We start from the raw sequence: 13,028 nt of genomic DNA, 5'->3' as shown, positions 1-13,028 counted from the left end.
GATGTCCAACGTCATTGCCCAGCTCGCCAAGACCCAGCCGCCTAAAGAACTGCTACAGCATATTGATATCAACGACATTTATGAGAAGTTCCATGAGACCTTCAAGCGTCTGGATGATTTCAAGGATATTCGCGACAAACATGAGCAACGCGGTTTCCTGGGGCGCCTCTTCAATGGCAAAGAACTAAAAGATGCGCAGCTCGATGCCCACGAGCTGCAGGCGGAATTTTCCAAAACATTGGCCCAGCTGATGATGATCAGCACCATGCAGTCGCAACAACTCGTGGCACAACAAAATCAACTGGGCCAACAGCAAAGCGATTTGAAAGAAAAGGCCGAGTCACTGGCCAATCACACTCGAAAACTGGAAGAGCATCAGGCCAGCATATCCCAGCAGGCAACCGAGCTGCGCCAATACGTCACCAACCTCCTCAATGTTCAAGGTCTAACCGCTGAGCATGGCCAGCAGCTCATCGACATCGCCGAGGAAGTCACATCGACCAAGGACCGGCTTCTGGAAGAATTCGCGACGCGCGTCCAGGAGATCGATGCTGCCTTGGTCGCTCAGCAAGAAAGCGCCCAGACGGAAATCGACCGAGTGCATGCCGAGCTACAAGAGCGTCTCGCGGTATCCGAACGCCATCAGCTTGAAAAGCAGCAGCATGCTGAAAGCCGACAGGAACAGCGGCAAGAAGCATTGACTTCACGTCTGGAGCACATCAAGACGACACTCGAGGAAGCAACACGCGCCGACATCGCCACGCTACGAGGCGAGGTCGAGACGCAACAGCGCGACTTCCTTTCACGCCAGTCCTCTCTGTCCGAGGCTATCTCGCAAGCTCGGCAAGAGTTGCAAGCACAGCTCGATACCGACATAGCCAAGACTCACGAGACACTCTCGCGACAAATAGACGAGCGTACGACACAAAGTGATAAAGAAATAACGCTGCTACGCACCGAGCTTGGCCAGTTGCACCAGCAGCAACGCACCGACGCCAAGGCACAGCGTCGACGCACCTATTGGCTGTGGGCCGGCATGACCTTGCTCGCTATTGCCGGTGGGGTTGGCATCGCTTACCCGTATCTGCCGCTCAACTATCTTGCATAGCTACCGCCACGGCCAACGCGGGCGCCAGCGGTAGACGCGGCAGCAAGGTGGCTTGGTAAGCGTGATAGAGATCGGGTTTGACGTCGCCCTGCGCCATGTCGATAGCGAGGCGATGATCCAGTTCTTGCTGCCAGCCGCCACGTGCCCGGTCGATGAAGGTGGTGTCGATGAAGTCCCACACATGGCGATACCAATGCTCATAGTGCGCCTCGCCGGTGCGCTGCAGGAAAGCCCCAGCCGCTGCCAACGCTTCGGCATGCGTCCAGTGGCGCCGCCGCCGGGAGCTTGGCTGGCCCTGCCAATCCACAGTGTAAACCAACCCAGGCGCACCGTCACAGGCCCAGCCGTCACGTAGGCTGGCCTCGAACAGCGCAGCGGCGTCCGCGAACAGCCACGCGGGCGCCTCCCGCCCACGCGCCTCGAGCGCCGCCTCCAGATGCAGCATCAGGCGCGACCATTCGAAGCCGTGTCCGGGCGTGGCGCCATAGGGGGTGAAATCATGGTCCGGCTCGTCGGCATGAAACGTCAGCCATTCGGACCAGTCGCCATGAAAGTGTTCGAGTATGCGATAGTCGCGCGGCGCCGCGTGCTGATGGATCAAGCGCTCGACGACAGCCAGCGCCCGATCCAGCCAATGTGGCTCATCGCGCACATCGGCCAACGCCAGGCACAGCTCCACGCCATGCATGTTGCTGTTGCCGCCACGATAGTCCGCCAGCTCACGCCATCCTTGCGCATAACTTTCGACAAAGGCCTGCTCGCTCTCCGACCAGAAGCGCGTCTCGATGACCTCGACCACTTCATCGAGCAGCCGTGCTGCACCGGGGATGCCCGCCTGGGTCGCCGTCGCGGCCCCCAGGGCGACGAAGTGATGCAGGTAGCACTGCTTGGTGCGATCCTCCGTCGAAGCGGGATCGGCCACCAGCCAGCCGCCATCCTGCTCGTCACGCAGCAAACCGCTCAAGGCACGTATGGCATGCTCGGCCAGCGCGGCCGCGCCGGGCACGCCCTGCATCGCCGCCAATCCATAGCTATGCGCCATGCGCCCGGTAATCATTGTATCGGCGCCGGCGCCTTCAAGAATCCGGCCATCGCCGTCCAGCGGCGCGAAACCGCCGCTGTCGAGCCGCGCCTGACGGTGAAAATCGAGCAGCCTCAAGCCCTCCCGCATCAGCCAATGATGGTGTGTATCGGTATCCAACCAGCGCCGTGATAGTGAGCGATTGTTATCTGTCATGTCATACACGCCTTGAGTTCTGGATAAGTAGGGCCAACGGAATTCACTCACGCGCCGCCAGCACGCGCTGGTATTCCTCCCGCCACGCCTGAGCATGCAAGGCGGTATCGGCGGGAAAACGCCCCAGCTCGACGGCCAGTTCGAAGAAGCCACGGGCCGGCATGTGCGGCGCGCGGCGACTGACGACCAGCGCGGCGATGAAGGGTCGACCTTGAGCGGCGTCTTCACGCATCAAGACCTCCAGCGCCTGGGCAACACGCTGGATGGTACGCGGTGGCTGCAAGCCGAGCGCGTCAGCGACCTCCTGGTAGGTCATTGGCAGCTTCTCTCGCGGCGCCGCTTCGAGCGTTTCGCGCACGGCGGCAAGCGGTAGCGGACTATCGGACATGGTCTCGCTCAAGCGCTCGGGTCGAACAGTTTGACTTCGCGAATATCGACGCGCTCCCACACACGACCGGTCATGTAGGGTTCCGTCTCAAGCCACGCCTCCAGCGCATGGCGGTCGGCGAACTGGAAGTGCACGCTGGAACCCATCATCTTGCCGTTGTCATCCAGAATCGCCCCGCCGCTAAGGAAACAGCCCTCACGGGCGAGCTGGCACACGCCGTTCAGATGCGCATCGCGATTGGCCAGACGGCGATCCAGCGCCTCGACATCGGTGTAATCGTAGGCCACTACGGCATATTGCGGCATGATGTTCTCTTGTCTCAAAAATATTGAATCGGGGGCGTTGCCACCATGGTCTGAATCATGCGTGAGGCCAGGCCGTGGTACAACGGTAAGTAAGGTATTAACGCCGCCACCCTGGCCCCTTTCACCTGACCCGAGATGCTCATGCACCGCAACTCGACCAATAGCGCTCACGTCGTCAACCAGCCGCCACGCATGGCATGAGCGATACCCGCCTTTTTCGCTCGCTACGTTTTTACAATTACCGAGTGTGGGCTATCGGCGCCCTGGTCTCCAATATCGGCACTTGGATGCAGCGCATCGCACAGGACTGGCTGGTACTGACCGTGCTCACCGATCACGATGCCAGTGCCGTGGGCATCACCATCGCCTTGCAGTTCGGCCCGCAATTGCTGCTGCTCCCGCTGACCGGCTATGCCGCCGACCATTTCGACCGCCGCCGGCTGATCCTTCTCACTCAGGCATTGCTTGGACTATTGGCAATAGGGCTGGGGCTGGTCACCCTCACCGGCGTAGTGACACTTTGGCAGGTCTATGTCTTCGCCTTGGGGCTCGGCTGCGTCACGGCCTTCGACGCCCCCGCTCGTCAGACCTTCGTCAACGACCTGGTCGGCGAAAAGCATCTCTCCAACGCAGTGGCCCTCAATTCGACCTCCTTCAACGCTGCACGGATGATCGGCCCCGCCGTTGCCGGATTGTTGATCGCCGCCGTCGGCAGCGGCTGGGTCTTCATGATCAATGCGGCCTCATTCGCCGCCGTGCTCGGGTCGCTATGTCTACTGCGGCTCGACGAACTGCTCCCCGTCGCTCGGCCAAGGCATAACGCCGGCGGACTGACGGAAGGCTTCCGTTATGTCTGGCGGCGCCCCGAGTTGAAAGCCATCTTGCTGATGCTCTTCATGATCGGCACCTTCGGCTTCAACTTCGCGGTCTATATTTCCACCATGTCGGTGAAGGCGTTTCACGGCGAAGCGAGCCTGTACGGCTTCCTGACCTCATCCTTGGCCGTCGGTTCGGTCGCGGGCGCGCTATTGGCCGCCAAGCGCGAGCGCCCGCATATGCGACTGCTGTGTTGCTCTACTCTGGGATTCGGTGTCTGCTGCGGTCTGGCGGCGCTCGCCCCCAACGCATACCTCTTCGCCGCCGCCCTGATGCTGACGGGCCTGGCGGCACTGACCTTCATGACCGCGTCCAACGCACTGATTCAGCTCTCGACGGAACCAACAATGCGCGGCCGAGTAATGGCATTACGCATGGCGATCACCATGGGCGGCACGCCGCTTGGCGCCCCCGTCGTCGGCTGGCTCGCCGATCACGCCGGACCACGCTGGGCGATGAGCGTCGGCGCCAGTGCCGGCGTCATCGCCGCCCTGATCGGGAGTATCATGCTGATTCAACAGCGCCGGCAGCGCTTGCATCGTCGACCGCAAGGGGCTGATCGCCAACATGAGCCGTGACATGGACTGATCTGATTATTGGCTGACTTGCCAGTCGAGCCCCATTTGCCAGAAGTCGATTTCAAGACGGGTCGCATCTCGAAAAACACCGGCGAGCTCGTCAAAGCGCTGCTCGGTCACGTCGGCCAGTCGTTCATCCAGCCATGCGATTTCGCTGCGCATGGCGCTCTGGAACGCGTCGCTTTCGTACATTGCGATCCAGGCATCGTAGGGATTGGCATCGCGAACCGTCGTGGGGTCGCTGTTGAGAGTATTGGCGATTTCGCCATAACCCACCAGACACGGAGCGAGTGCCACGTGCATGTCGAGTAAATCGCCCCGGTTGCCGGCATCGAGCACGTAGCGCGTGTAGGCCATGGTGGCCCGGTCTTCTGGCAACCGAGCCAAGTCATGATCGGTGATCCCCCATTGCCGGCAGTAGTCGACATGCAGCGTCAGCTCGGTATCAATGATGGCCTTGAGACTGTCAAAGGCTTGGCGCAGATCTGCCATATTGCGGCTTTTATAGATCGCCAATGCATACGCCCGCGCAAAATGCTGAATGAACAGATAGTCCTGCTGGAGATAATAGCGAAAAGCGTCCGACTCGAGCGTACCGGCGCCCAATCGGCGCACGAAATCGTGCTGGATGTACGCCTGCCAATCGGCCGCGCACGCGTTTTTTAGATCGTTGAAACTATAGCCCATGATCGTCTCCGGTCGTTGGCAAGTAGAGGATCCGGAGACCAGGAGAGGTAAGCGGGTGTGTTGTCATTGACTCGCTTGATTCCCTACGCCAGTACCCGCCTGCATACGCAGGCATTCCCCGGATCAGGTTCAACGGGTCGATGCACTAGCCAGGCCCATGGGCCTTGCACCTCTCAGCCGGTCGTCCGGCACCCCGTCAAGCACGCTAGACACACTAGCCAACCGGAGGTTGTTTTTTCAACAACCGCACGGGAGAGGGTCAGTCCTGAGGCACACGAGGCGAAATCACAGCAGGAGCGTTCTAATATCGCTCAGCGCCTGGGATGACGCCGGAATAATTAAACAGCACTTTGTGCTTATAGCGGTCTTGTGCCAATGGATTTCTGGCGACCCCGTTGCCGGCGATGATGCTCTGGAGGCACGCTGGATGCCGATAGAAGGTCTAAAGAGCCAGGAGTTGGCGTTAAGCCTTGATGTGGTCGAAGTGGCCCAGATGGCTGCCAAGCTAAACCATGCTTTCTCATGAGATAGAAAGATTTTCCTCTCGTGCTCGGGCGAGAGAAGGCGCCAACTTTGCGTAATACAGCGATAGTCCAACCCACCACGTCATTCGCGTCTATCTTACGAGGATCGCCTTTCCTTGCTCACGGAGCCTGTATGGACCTCAAAAGCGGCTATCCTTTCTGGGCAGTCAAGAACGGACTGCTACAGGCCTTTCCCAAGCTCGACCAGGACTTGACCTGCGAGGTCGCCATCATCGGGGGCGGTATCACCGGCGCCTTGATCGCCGATGAATTGGCTCAGCATGGACATGATGTCATCGTGCTGGAGCGCCGTGATGTGGGCTGGGGCAGTTCGGCGGCCAGCACCGCGCTGATTCAATACGAGATCGATACCCACATGACCGATCTTGCCGCACGCTACGGCGAGGCCGATGCCGTGCTGGCCTATCGCGCTTGCGCACAGGCCATCGAACGCCTCAAGGGCCTAGCCGACGCTCTCGGCGATGTCGATTTCGCCATGCAAAGCAGCCTGTATTACGCCAGCGACGAAAGCGATGTCGATAGTCTCTATCGCGAATGGAAGATGCGCCGTCGGTACGGCTTTGCCGCCGATTGGCTACCCCAGGAAGCCATCTCGGAACGCTTCAGCTTCAGCGCTCCCGGGGCGATCCTGACGCATCTCGCCGCGCGCCTCGACCCTTACCGTATGGCCTACAAACTGCTCGACCGCGTACTCGATGCGGGCGGACGGGTGTATGACCGCACCGAAGTCGACAACGTCACGCCGCACGCACGCGGCGTCACGCTCACCACTACCAGCGGCCACTCACTCGCCTGTCAGCATCTCATCGTCGCCGCAGGCTATGAAGCGCAAACCTGGCTCGATGACAACGTCGCCATCAACCGCAGCAGTTATGCCTTTATCACCGACCCCATCGCAGCAGACGTGCTGGGCGAACTCGCCTCGACACTGGTCTGGGAATCCGCGCGCCCTTACCTCTACATGCGCACCACCGGCGATGGCCGGCTAATGGTCGGTGGCGAGGACGACGATATCGATATCCCCGCCAAGCGTGATCAACGCGTAGGCCAAAAGGCTGAAACCTTGATCGAGCAAGTGGAAACGCTATTCCCTCATCTATCACTCAATCCCACGTTTTCCTGGGGCGGCACCTTTGCCGAAACCGATGATGGCCTGCCCTTCTTCGGCCCTCACCCGCAATACGGTGATCGCATCCACTTCGCCATGGCCTACGGTGGCAACGGCATCAGCTACAGCATGATAGGCGCCGACCTGCTACGCGCCCTGATCGAAGGCCGAGAGCACTCACTGGCCGAGCTATTCTCCTTCCGGCGCGTGGGAGATTGACAAGCGTAAAGCCACTAAAAATTACCGTTCGGTCACTAACCGGCCATCAAGCCTCTCGTGGCGTCATAAATTACCGCTCAGTAATTATAATGCTGAAAGTCACGATATATGACGCTACACTTACCGAACGGTAATTATAGATCAGGAACGTAAATGGCCGACTCCCCCCCATCCAAAACATTTGGCGACCGCATTCGTCACAGCGAAGACCTCGGCAAGCTGGTACGCCAGGCGCGTGCCGAACAATCATTGCTACAGACCGACTTGGCCGGGCTGGCCGGCACCGGAAATCGCTTCATCGTTGACCTGGAGCGGGGTAAACCGACGCTGCAGCTCCAGAAAGTTCTGGATGTACTCGATCTCATGGGTCTCGAAGTCATCGTGCAGCGCAAGGGGGTTGGATAGCAGCTCGGCGATCATTCGATGATCGAGGCGAAGTAATCGTTCACCCGCTTGAGTGATCGCTTGAGCAGCGGTACCGACTTGCCACGACGCATCAATGACTCTTCTCCAGCGTAGCTGTAGGTGATCGCTTGTGCGGCGAGCCAGCGCAACGGCTCGGCTTCCCAGCGTTTGATCAACTGCCGATGACTCGCGTTGGTAAAGGCCCACGGCATCCGCGCCAGGTGGGTATCGCGGCCCAGGATCATGTCCGCTAATGTACGCCCGAATAAATGCGAGGCGGCCACGCCTTCACCGGCATAGCCGCCGGCCGTGGCAAGACCGCTGTTATGGTCGAAAATCGCATGTGGTCGGAAATTGCGCGACAAGCCCAGCGAGCCGCCCCAGCCGTAGTCGATCCTGACCCCTTCCAGCGCGGGCAGAAGATCGACCAGCAGATCCCGCCGCATACGAATCGCCTCGTCGCCGATGGCCTGGCCGGCCTTGGGCCGGGCGCCGAGACGATAGTTGCCGCGGGCGCCGAAAACGATGCGCCCGTCGGCGGTGCGATGACCGTAATTGATCAACCGGCTGGCGTCGGAGAAGGCGAGGCGTTCGGACATCCCGACCGCTTGCCACGTGGCATCTGAAAGCGGCTCGGTGGCGATCACCAGACTCTGCACCGGAATCACATGGCGCTTGAAGTCATGAAAGCGATCGGCGTAACCCTCGGTGGCACACACGACCGTCGGTGCCTCGACGCTCCCCTCGTGAGTGCTCACTTCGTGTCGACCCAGGTAAGTGGCGCGGCTGTGCTCGTGGATCGTGACGCCGAGACGTTCGACGAGCTCAGCCAGGCCCGCCACCAGCTTGGCCGGGTTCAGCGTGGCGACTTGACGATGGTAGATACCACCGTAGCCGTCGCGAAAGCGGGCCTTCTCCGCCAATTGTTCGGCATCGAGCCAGTGGCAATCCTCCTCGCTATGGCCGAGTTCATGGAGGTGGTGGAGGTAATCGCGCTGGATGGCGATCTGATCCCGGTAGCGCGCTGCCGCATAGATCGCGCCGCCCTTGTTGAAATCGGCGGCGATCCCCTCGCGTGCGAGCACCCGGCCGATCTCGTCGACGTTATCGGCGACCACGCCACAACACTCGCGCCGCTCTTGCAGTGGCAAGCCCCCGATATGCCGCTCCAGGCCGGCCAGATTGCCTACCACCCAACCACCGTTGCGCCCGGAGGCGCCATGGCCGACGCGTTCCGCCTCGAGCACGACGATCTCCAGCGCGGGGGCAAGCCGCTTCAGGTAATAGGCAGTCCACAGCCCGGTGAAGCCGGCGCCGACGATGACGACGTCGGCCTGTACCTTCCCGGACAGGCGCGGGCGCGATGTCGGCTGCTCGGCGAGCGTAGAGGCCCAGAAATTGCAACACGCATCGTCGTGCATGGCGTACTTTCTAGAATCAGTCATCACATATACCCCAATACCAGGTAGCCTGCGGCGGCAATACAGCCCGCCAGGGCCGCATAAGGCAGCTGGGTAAAGGCATGCTGGAACGGTGTGCAGCCGCTAGCTTGAGCGGTCAGCACCGTGGCATCGGAGTAGAAGCACGCGTGGCTGCCGAAGGTGCTGGCGGAGAGCGTGGCGCCGATCACCAGGGTCATGTCGGCCCCCAGATTCTGGCCCAGCACGGCGACGATCGGCAGGATGATCACGAACACGCCCCAGTTGGACCCGGTGGCGAAGGAGACGAAGCCCATCACGGTAAAGATGACGAACGGCAGCATTTGCGCGCTGACCAGTGGCTCGACCGTGGTGATGACATAGTCGGCGAGCCCTAGCGACGTATTGACCTCATTGAACAGGAAAGCAGCGACCAGCACCGCCAGTGCATCCAGCATCGACTTGAAGCCTTCCAGAATGTTATCGAACGTCTCGCTGGGCGACAGCTTCTTGAACCCGATGAAGGCCACGATCATCCCGGCCAGGGTCACGAAGATGCCCATCAGGAAATCGAGATCGAACCACCAGGTAAAGAAGGCCAACGACGCCATGGGCAACAGAAAGGACCAGATGCTGCCTTTCGCATGGGTGTCCGCTTCGAGGTGGGCAATCTCGTCATCGATGTGTTCAGCGCCGGGAGGCACGCACTGCCCTTGCTTTTCGGCACGCTGCTCGGCCTTCTTCATCGGGCCGAAGGCAGGAATCCAGCGGAAGATGAAAAGCGGCACCAGGATCACCGCGACCCACGGGTAGAACATGAAGGGAATAGCCTGGATGTAGGTCCACACCCCCTGGCCATCCTCCGCCACGCCGTTGCTCTCGAGCAAGGCGCCGAAGAAGACCGCCCAGGTCGAGATCGGGATCAGCACGCTGATGGGCGCCGCCGTCGAGTCGACCACGTAGGCCAGCATTTCCCGGGACGTCTTGAAGCGGTCGGTGACCTTGCGCATCGAGGTGCCGACGGCCAGGGAGTTCAGGTAGTCGTCGACGAACAGGATGATGCCCATGATCCAGCAGCCCAGCAGCGCGCGGGGCTTGTTGGTCGTGTATCGCATCAGCTTGTCGGCGAATGCCCGGGAGGAGCCGGACTTGAGCAGCAGCGCGATGATACTGCCCATCAGGCCGCAGACCATGATGACCCAGGCGACATCCTCGTTGGTCATGACCGTGAGCAGATCCTCGGTGAGGCTGCTCAAGGCATTGCCGGGGTCGATCATCAAGGTACCGATGAAGGCCCCCAGCACCAGGGGTTCGAGAGCGCGTCGTGTCCACAGCGCGAGTATCAAAACGATTGCCGTGGGCAGCAGGACAAGGGGATTGTCATATTCCATCGTGTCTCACCTCAGCGGAGTTGTTGTTGTGCCTTCGTGAATGACGGGAAGCCGAATTGTCGGGCGCAAAAGCGCCGCTATTTCAGTTTTTCGAGTAATTGGTAGTACCACATGCCGGCCGCGAGCAGTGCATTGCCAAGCCGGTCGTCGAGCGGGATGCGGATGTGTCGAACGCCAGCGAAGGCATCGAACTCCTCGAGCGTGCCGGAAACGGCATTGGCCATGATCTCGCCGACGATGTGCGATGTTGCTATGCCGTGGCCGGAATAGCCCTGGGCGTAGTAGACGTTGTTCGAGAGCTTGCCGAGTTGAGGAATGCGGTTGATGACGATGCCCGCCATGCCTTGCCACTGGAAATCGATGGCGATGTTCTTCAACTGAGGGAAGGTGCCTTCAAGGCGCGGGCGCAGCTCGCCGGCAATGTCCTCCGAATTGCGTCCCGAGTAGTTGGCGCCGCCGCCGAACAACAGACGCTTGTCGGCAGTCAGCCGGTAGTAGTCGAGCACGAAGCGCGTGTCGTAGACCGCCAGGTCCTCGGGGTTGATGGCCTGCGCCTGCTCGGGTGTCAGTGGCGCGGTGGTCACGATTCCCAGCGCCGCAGGGAAAAGCTTGCCCTTGAGCTGCTTGCGTTCGAGCCGATGATAGGCATTGCCGGCAAGGATCACGCTGTCCGCCCTGACGCGGCCATGCTCGCCGATCACGGCGGGCTGTTCGCCATGCTGGATGTCGACAACCGGCGAGTGCTCGAAGATCAGTGCGCCCAAGGTTGCCGCGGCACGGGCCACGCCGAGGCACAGGTTCAGCGGATGCAGGTGCATGTTGTAGTCGTTGCGGATCGCGCCGTGGTAAAGCGTGGTACCGATGACACCGCGCACCGCCTCGGCATCGAGCCACTGCACATGCTCGCCGATCGCATGATGCTGCGATTCCTCGTAGTCCTGGCGCAGCGCCTTCACATGGCTCGGTTTGTAGGCCGCCTGCAGATGGCCTTGCTTGAGATCGCAGGCAATACCGTATTTCGCTACCCGCTCGCGGATGATCCGGTGCCCCCGCCAGCGCAGATTCCAGACGAACTCCTTGGCGTCCTCGCCCAGCGTACGTCGCATCTGCTTGGCCATGGCATCCTGACCGGAGAGGCTACCGGTGACCTGGCCGCCGTTGCGCCCGCTGGCGCCCCAGCCGATCTTGTTGGCCTCGACGATGGCGACACGATAACCGCGTTCGGCCAGTTCGACCGCGGTGGCCACGCCAGTGAAGCCGCCGCCGACGATGGCCACATCGACCCGGTGCTCGCCTTCCAGGCGCGGGTAGTCGGACTCCTCGGCGACCGACGCGGTGTAATAGGAAGCGCAGCGTTCCTGGGGCATGTCTTCTCCTTAGAGCCGGGTGAGGTAAGTCTGGCGATCGATGTCGGTGACCATGGCCAGCAGGCGCTGGGCCTCGTGCCGTTTCACCTTGGCGTAGAGATCGCGGTACTCGGTGCCGAGGATGTCGGCCATGGCCGGCGAGGCGGCGAAGCGCTCGATGGCGGCGAGCCAATCATGGCTGAGACACTCGGGGCGCTGTGGTGAACTGGCATCGTCCTCGATGGCCGGCGGCGGTGCGGTGCGCTGCTCCAGACCCTGCAGGACACCGCCGAGCAGCGCCGCGGCCACCAGGTAAGGATTGGCATCGGCGCCAGCCACGCGATGTTCCAGCCGCGCGCCGGCACCGCGCCATTCCGGTACGCGCACCGCCGCGCCGCGATGGTCGCGACCCCAGTTGCACTCGATCGGTGCGAAGCAGTCCGGCTGAAAGCGCCGGTAGGAATTGGCGTGGGGGGCAAAGATCGCCTGGGCGTCGAGCAGGCTGTGCATCACGCCGCCGATGGCGACTTCGAGATGCCCGGCGCCGTTGGCTTCATCCAGGATGTTGTTCCCGGCCTCGTCGAGCACGCTGACATGCAAGTGCATGCCGGAGCCGGCCTGCTCGGTGTAGGGCTTGGCCATGAAGGTGCTGGACAGACCGTGGCACTTGGCGGCCTGGGCAACGAGGCGCTTGAAGTAAAGCGCATCGTCGGCGGCGGCCAAAGCGTCCGGGCGGTGCCACAGATTGACCTCGAACTGGCCGGGACCGAACTCGGCGATCAGCGTGTCTGCGGGCACCTGCTGGGCGTCGGCAAAGGCGCGAATGGTATCAAGCACCTCACCTAACGATTCCATCGCGTCCATTTCATAGAGCTGCAAGCCCTTGGGCACGCCGCCGGGACACAGCGAGGCGGGTGGCATCGGCTTCAGCGCCTGCCGTTCGTCGGCGTCGAGCAGGTAGAACTCCAGCTCGATGGCCACCACCGGCGTCCAGCCGTGCTGGCGAAAGCGCTCGACCACGGCGGCGAGGATGGCGCGCGGGTCCATGAAACTTGGCGTCCCATCCAGGTCGTGCAGGGTGGTGAGAATCTGGTGGCCATTGGCCCACGGTAGTGGCGACAAGGTGCGTTCATCGGCGTGGCAGACGCCATCCGGGTCGCCGATGGATTGCGATAGCCCGGTGAGGGCGTCGTTGTCCTCGCCCCAGATATCCAGCGACTGCGTCGAAAGCGGCAGGCGGATCTGCCCGGCCAGCACCTTGTCGAACTGGGCGGCGGGCACCCATTTGCCACGCGGAATACCATTCATGTCGACACAGAGCACGTCGACCCGCTTGCTGGTAGCGTCTAGCCGGGAGCACTCGGGACTGGGAGCGCGTTGCGAAGATGATTGCGTCATGGATCGATCTCGATAGTGT

12 protein-coding genes and 1 riboswitch are annotated in these 13,028 nt (G+C 61.4%); of the genes, 4 read left to right on the top strand and 8 right to left on the bottom strand.

From position 1 onward, the window contains the following. Position 1 precedes the first annotated feature (1 nt). Positions 2–1,108 (top strand): hypothetical protein, encoded by a 1,107-nt coding sequence (locus tag RVY79_RS12310; RefSeq protein ID WP_317464495.1) that lies wholly within the window; start codon positions 2–4, stop codon positions 1,106–1,108. Here RVY79_RS12310 and RVY79_RS12305 read toward each other — a convergent pair. The 3 genes from RVY79_RS12305 to RVY79_RS12295 are packed head-to-tail and all read right to left on the bottom strand — an operon-like array spanning position 1,092 to position 3,038. Further along, on the bottom strand, positions 1,092–2,345 hold the full coding sequence (locus RVY79_RS12305) for an AGE family epimerase/isomerase (RefSeq protein ID WP_317464494.1): 1,254 nt from the start codon (positions 2,343–2,345) through the stop codon (positions 1,092–1,094). The two genes, RVY79_RS12310 and RVY79_RS12305, sit on opposite strands and share 17 nt — an antisense overlap. Before the next feature lie 43 nt (positions 2,346–2,388). Then, positions 2,389–2,733, bottom strand: a complete 345-nt coding sequence (locus RVY79_RS12300) for a hypothetical protein (protein ID WP_317464493.1) — start codon at positions 2,731–2,733, stop codon at positions 2,389–2,391. An 8-nt stretch (positions 2,734–2,741) separates the two neighbouring features. Then, positions 2,742–3,038, bottom strand: a complete 297-nt coding sequence (locus RVY79_RS12295; protein ID WP_317464492.1) for a YciI family protein — start codon at positions 3,036–3,038, stop codon at positions 2,742–2,744. Positions 3,039–3,235: 197 nt separating this feature from the next. Here RVY79_RS12295 and RVY79_RS12290 point away from each other — a divergent pair, with 197 nt between their 5' ends. After that, positions 3,236–4,492, top strand: a complete 1,257-nt coding sequence (locus RVY79_RS12290; RefSeq protein ID WP_317464490.1) for an MFS transporter — start codon at positions 3,236–3,238, stop codon at positions 4,490–4,492. Between the two features lie 15 nt (positions 4,493–4,507). On the opposite strand, the gene tenA is transcribed toward RVY79_RS12290, so the two are convergent. Continuing rightward, entirely contained in the window at positions 4,508–5,179 is a 672-nt protein-coding gene (tenA, locus tag RVY79_RS12285; protein ID WP_317464489.1) for a thiaminase II, read from the bottom strand. Positions 5,180–5,261: 82 nt separating this feature from the next. After that, a riboswitch (TPP riboswitch) is annotated at positions 5,262–5,385 on the bottom strand. Between the two features lie 451 nt (positions 5,386–5,836). Between tenA and RVY79_RS12280 the strand changes: the two genes are divergently transcribed. After that, on the top strand, positions 5,837–7,051 hold the full coding sequence (locus RVY79_RS12280) for an FAD-dependent oxidoreductase (RefSeq protein WP_317464488.1): 1,215 nt from the start codon (positions 5,837–5,839) through the stop codon (positions 7,049–7,051). 153 nt (positions 7,052–7,204) lie between these two features. Then, complete coding sequence (locus tag RVY79_RS12275; RefSeq protein WP_317464486.1) at positions 7,205–7,456, top strand: helix-turn-helix transcriptional regulator; 252 nt, start codon at positions 7,205–7,207, stop codon at positions 7,454–7,456. Between the two features lie 11 nt (positions 7,457–7,467). Here the strand turns inward: RVY79_RS12275 and RVY79_RS12270 are convergent, their stop codons facing one another. The 4 genes from RVY79_RS12270 to RVY79_RS12255 form a co-directional block, all read right to left on the bottom strand. Continuing rightward, entirely contained in the window at positions 7,468–8,901 is a 1,434-nt protein-coding gene (locus RVY79_RS12270; protein ID WP_317464484.1) for an FAD-binding oxidoreductase, read from the bottom strand. After that, positions 8,901–10,265, bottom strand: coding sequence for a Na+/H+ antiporter NhaC family protein (locus RVY79_RS12265; protein ID WP_317464483.1), 1,365 nt, complete (start codon positions 10,263–10,265; stop codon positions 8,901–8,903). The genes RVY79_RS12270 and RVY79_RS12265 overlap by 1 nt, the downstream gene beginning before the upstream one ends. A gap of 77 nt (positions 10,266–10,342) precedes the next feature. Next, entirely contained in the window at positions 10,343–11,632 is a 1,290-nt protein-coding gene (locus RVY79_RS12260) for an FAD-binding oxidoreductase (RefSeq protein WP_317464482.1), read from the bottom strand. Between the two features lie 9 nt (positions 11,633–11,641). Further along, positions 11,642–13,009, bottom strand: a complete 1,368-nt coding sequence (locus RVY79_RS12255; RefSeq protein ID WP_317464481.1) for a glutamine synthetase family protein — start codon at positions 13,007–13,009, stop codon at positions 11,642–11,644. Positions 13,010–13,028 lie beyond the last annotated feature (19 nt).

This window comes from Chromohalobacter sp. HP20-39 (assembly GCF_033052815.1).
Lineage (GTDB): Bacteria > Pseudomonadota > Gammaproteobacteria > Pseudomonadales > Halomonadaceae > Chromohalobacter.
The sequence above is the reverse complement of the archived record's forward strand: the minus strand, read 5'-3'. Positions and strand labels throughout refer to the sequence as shown.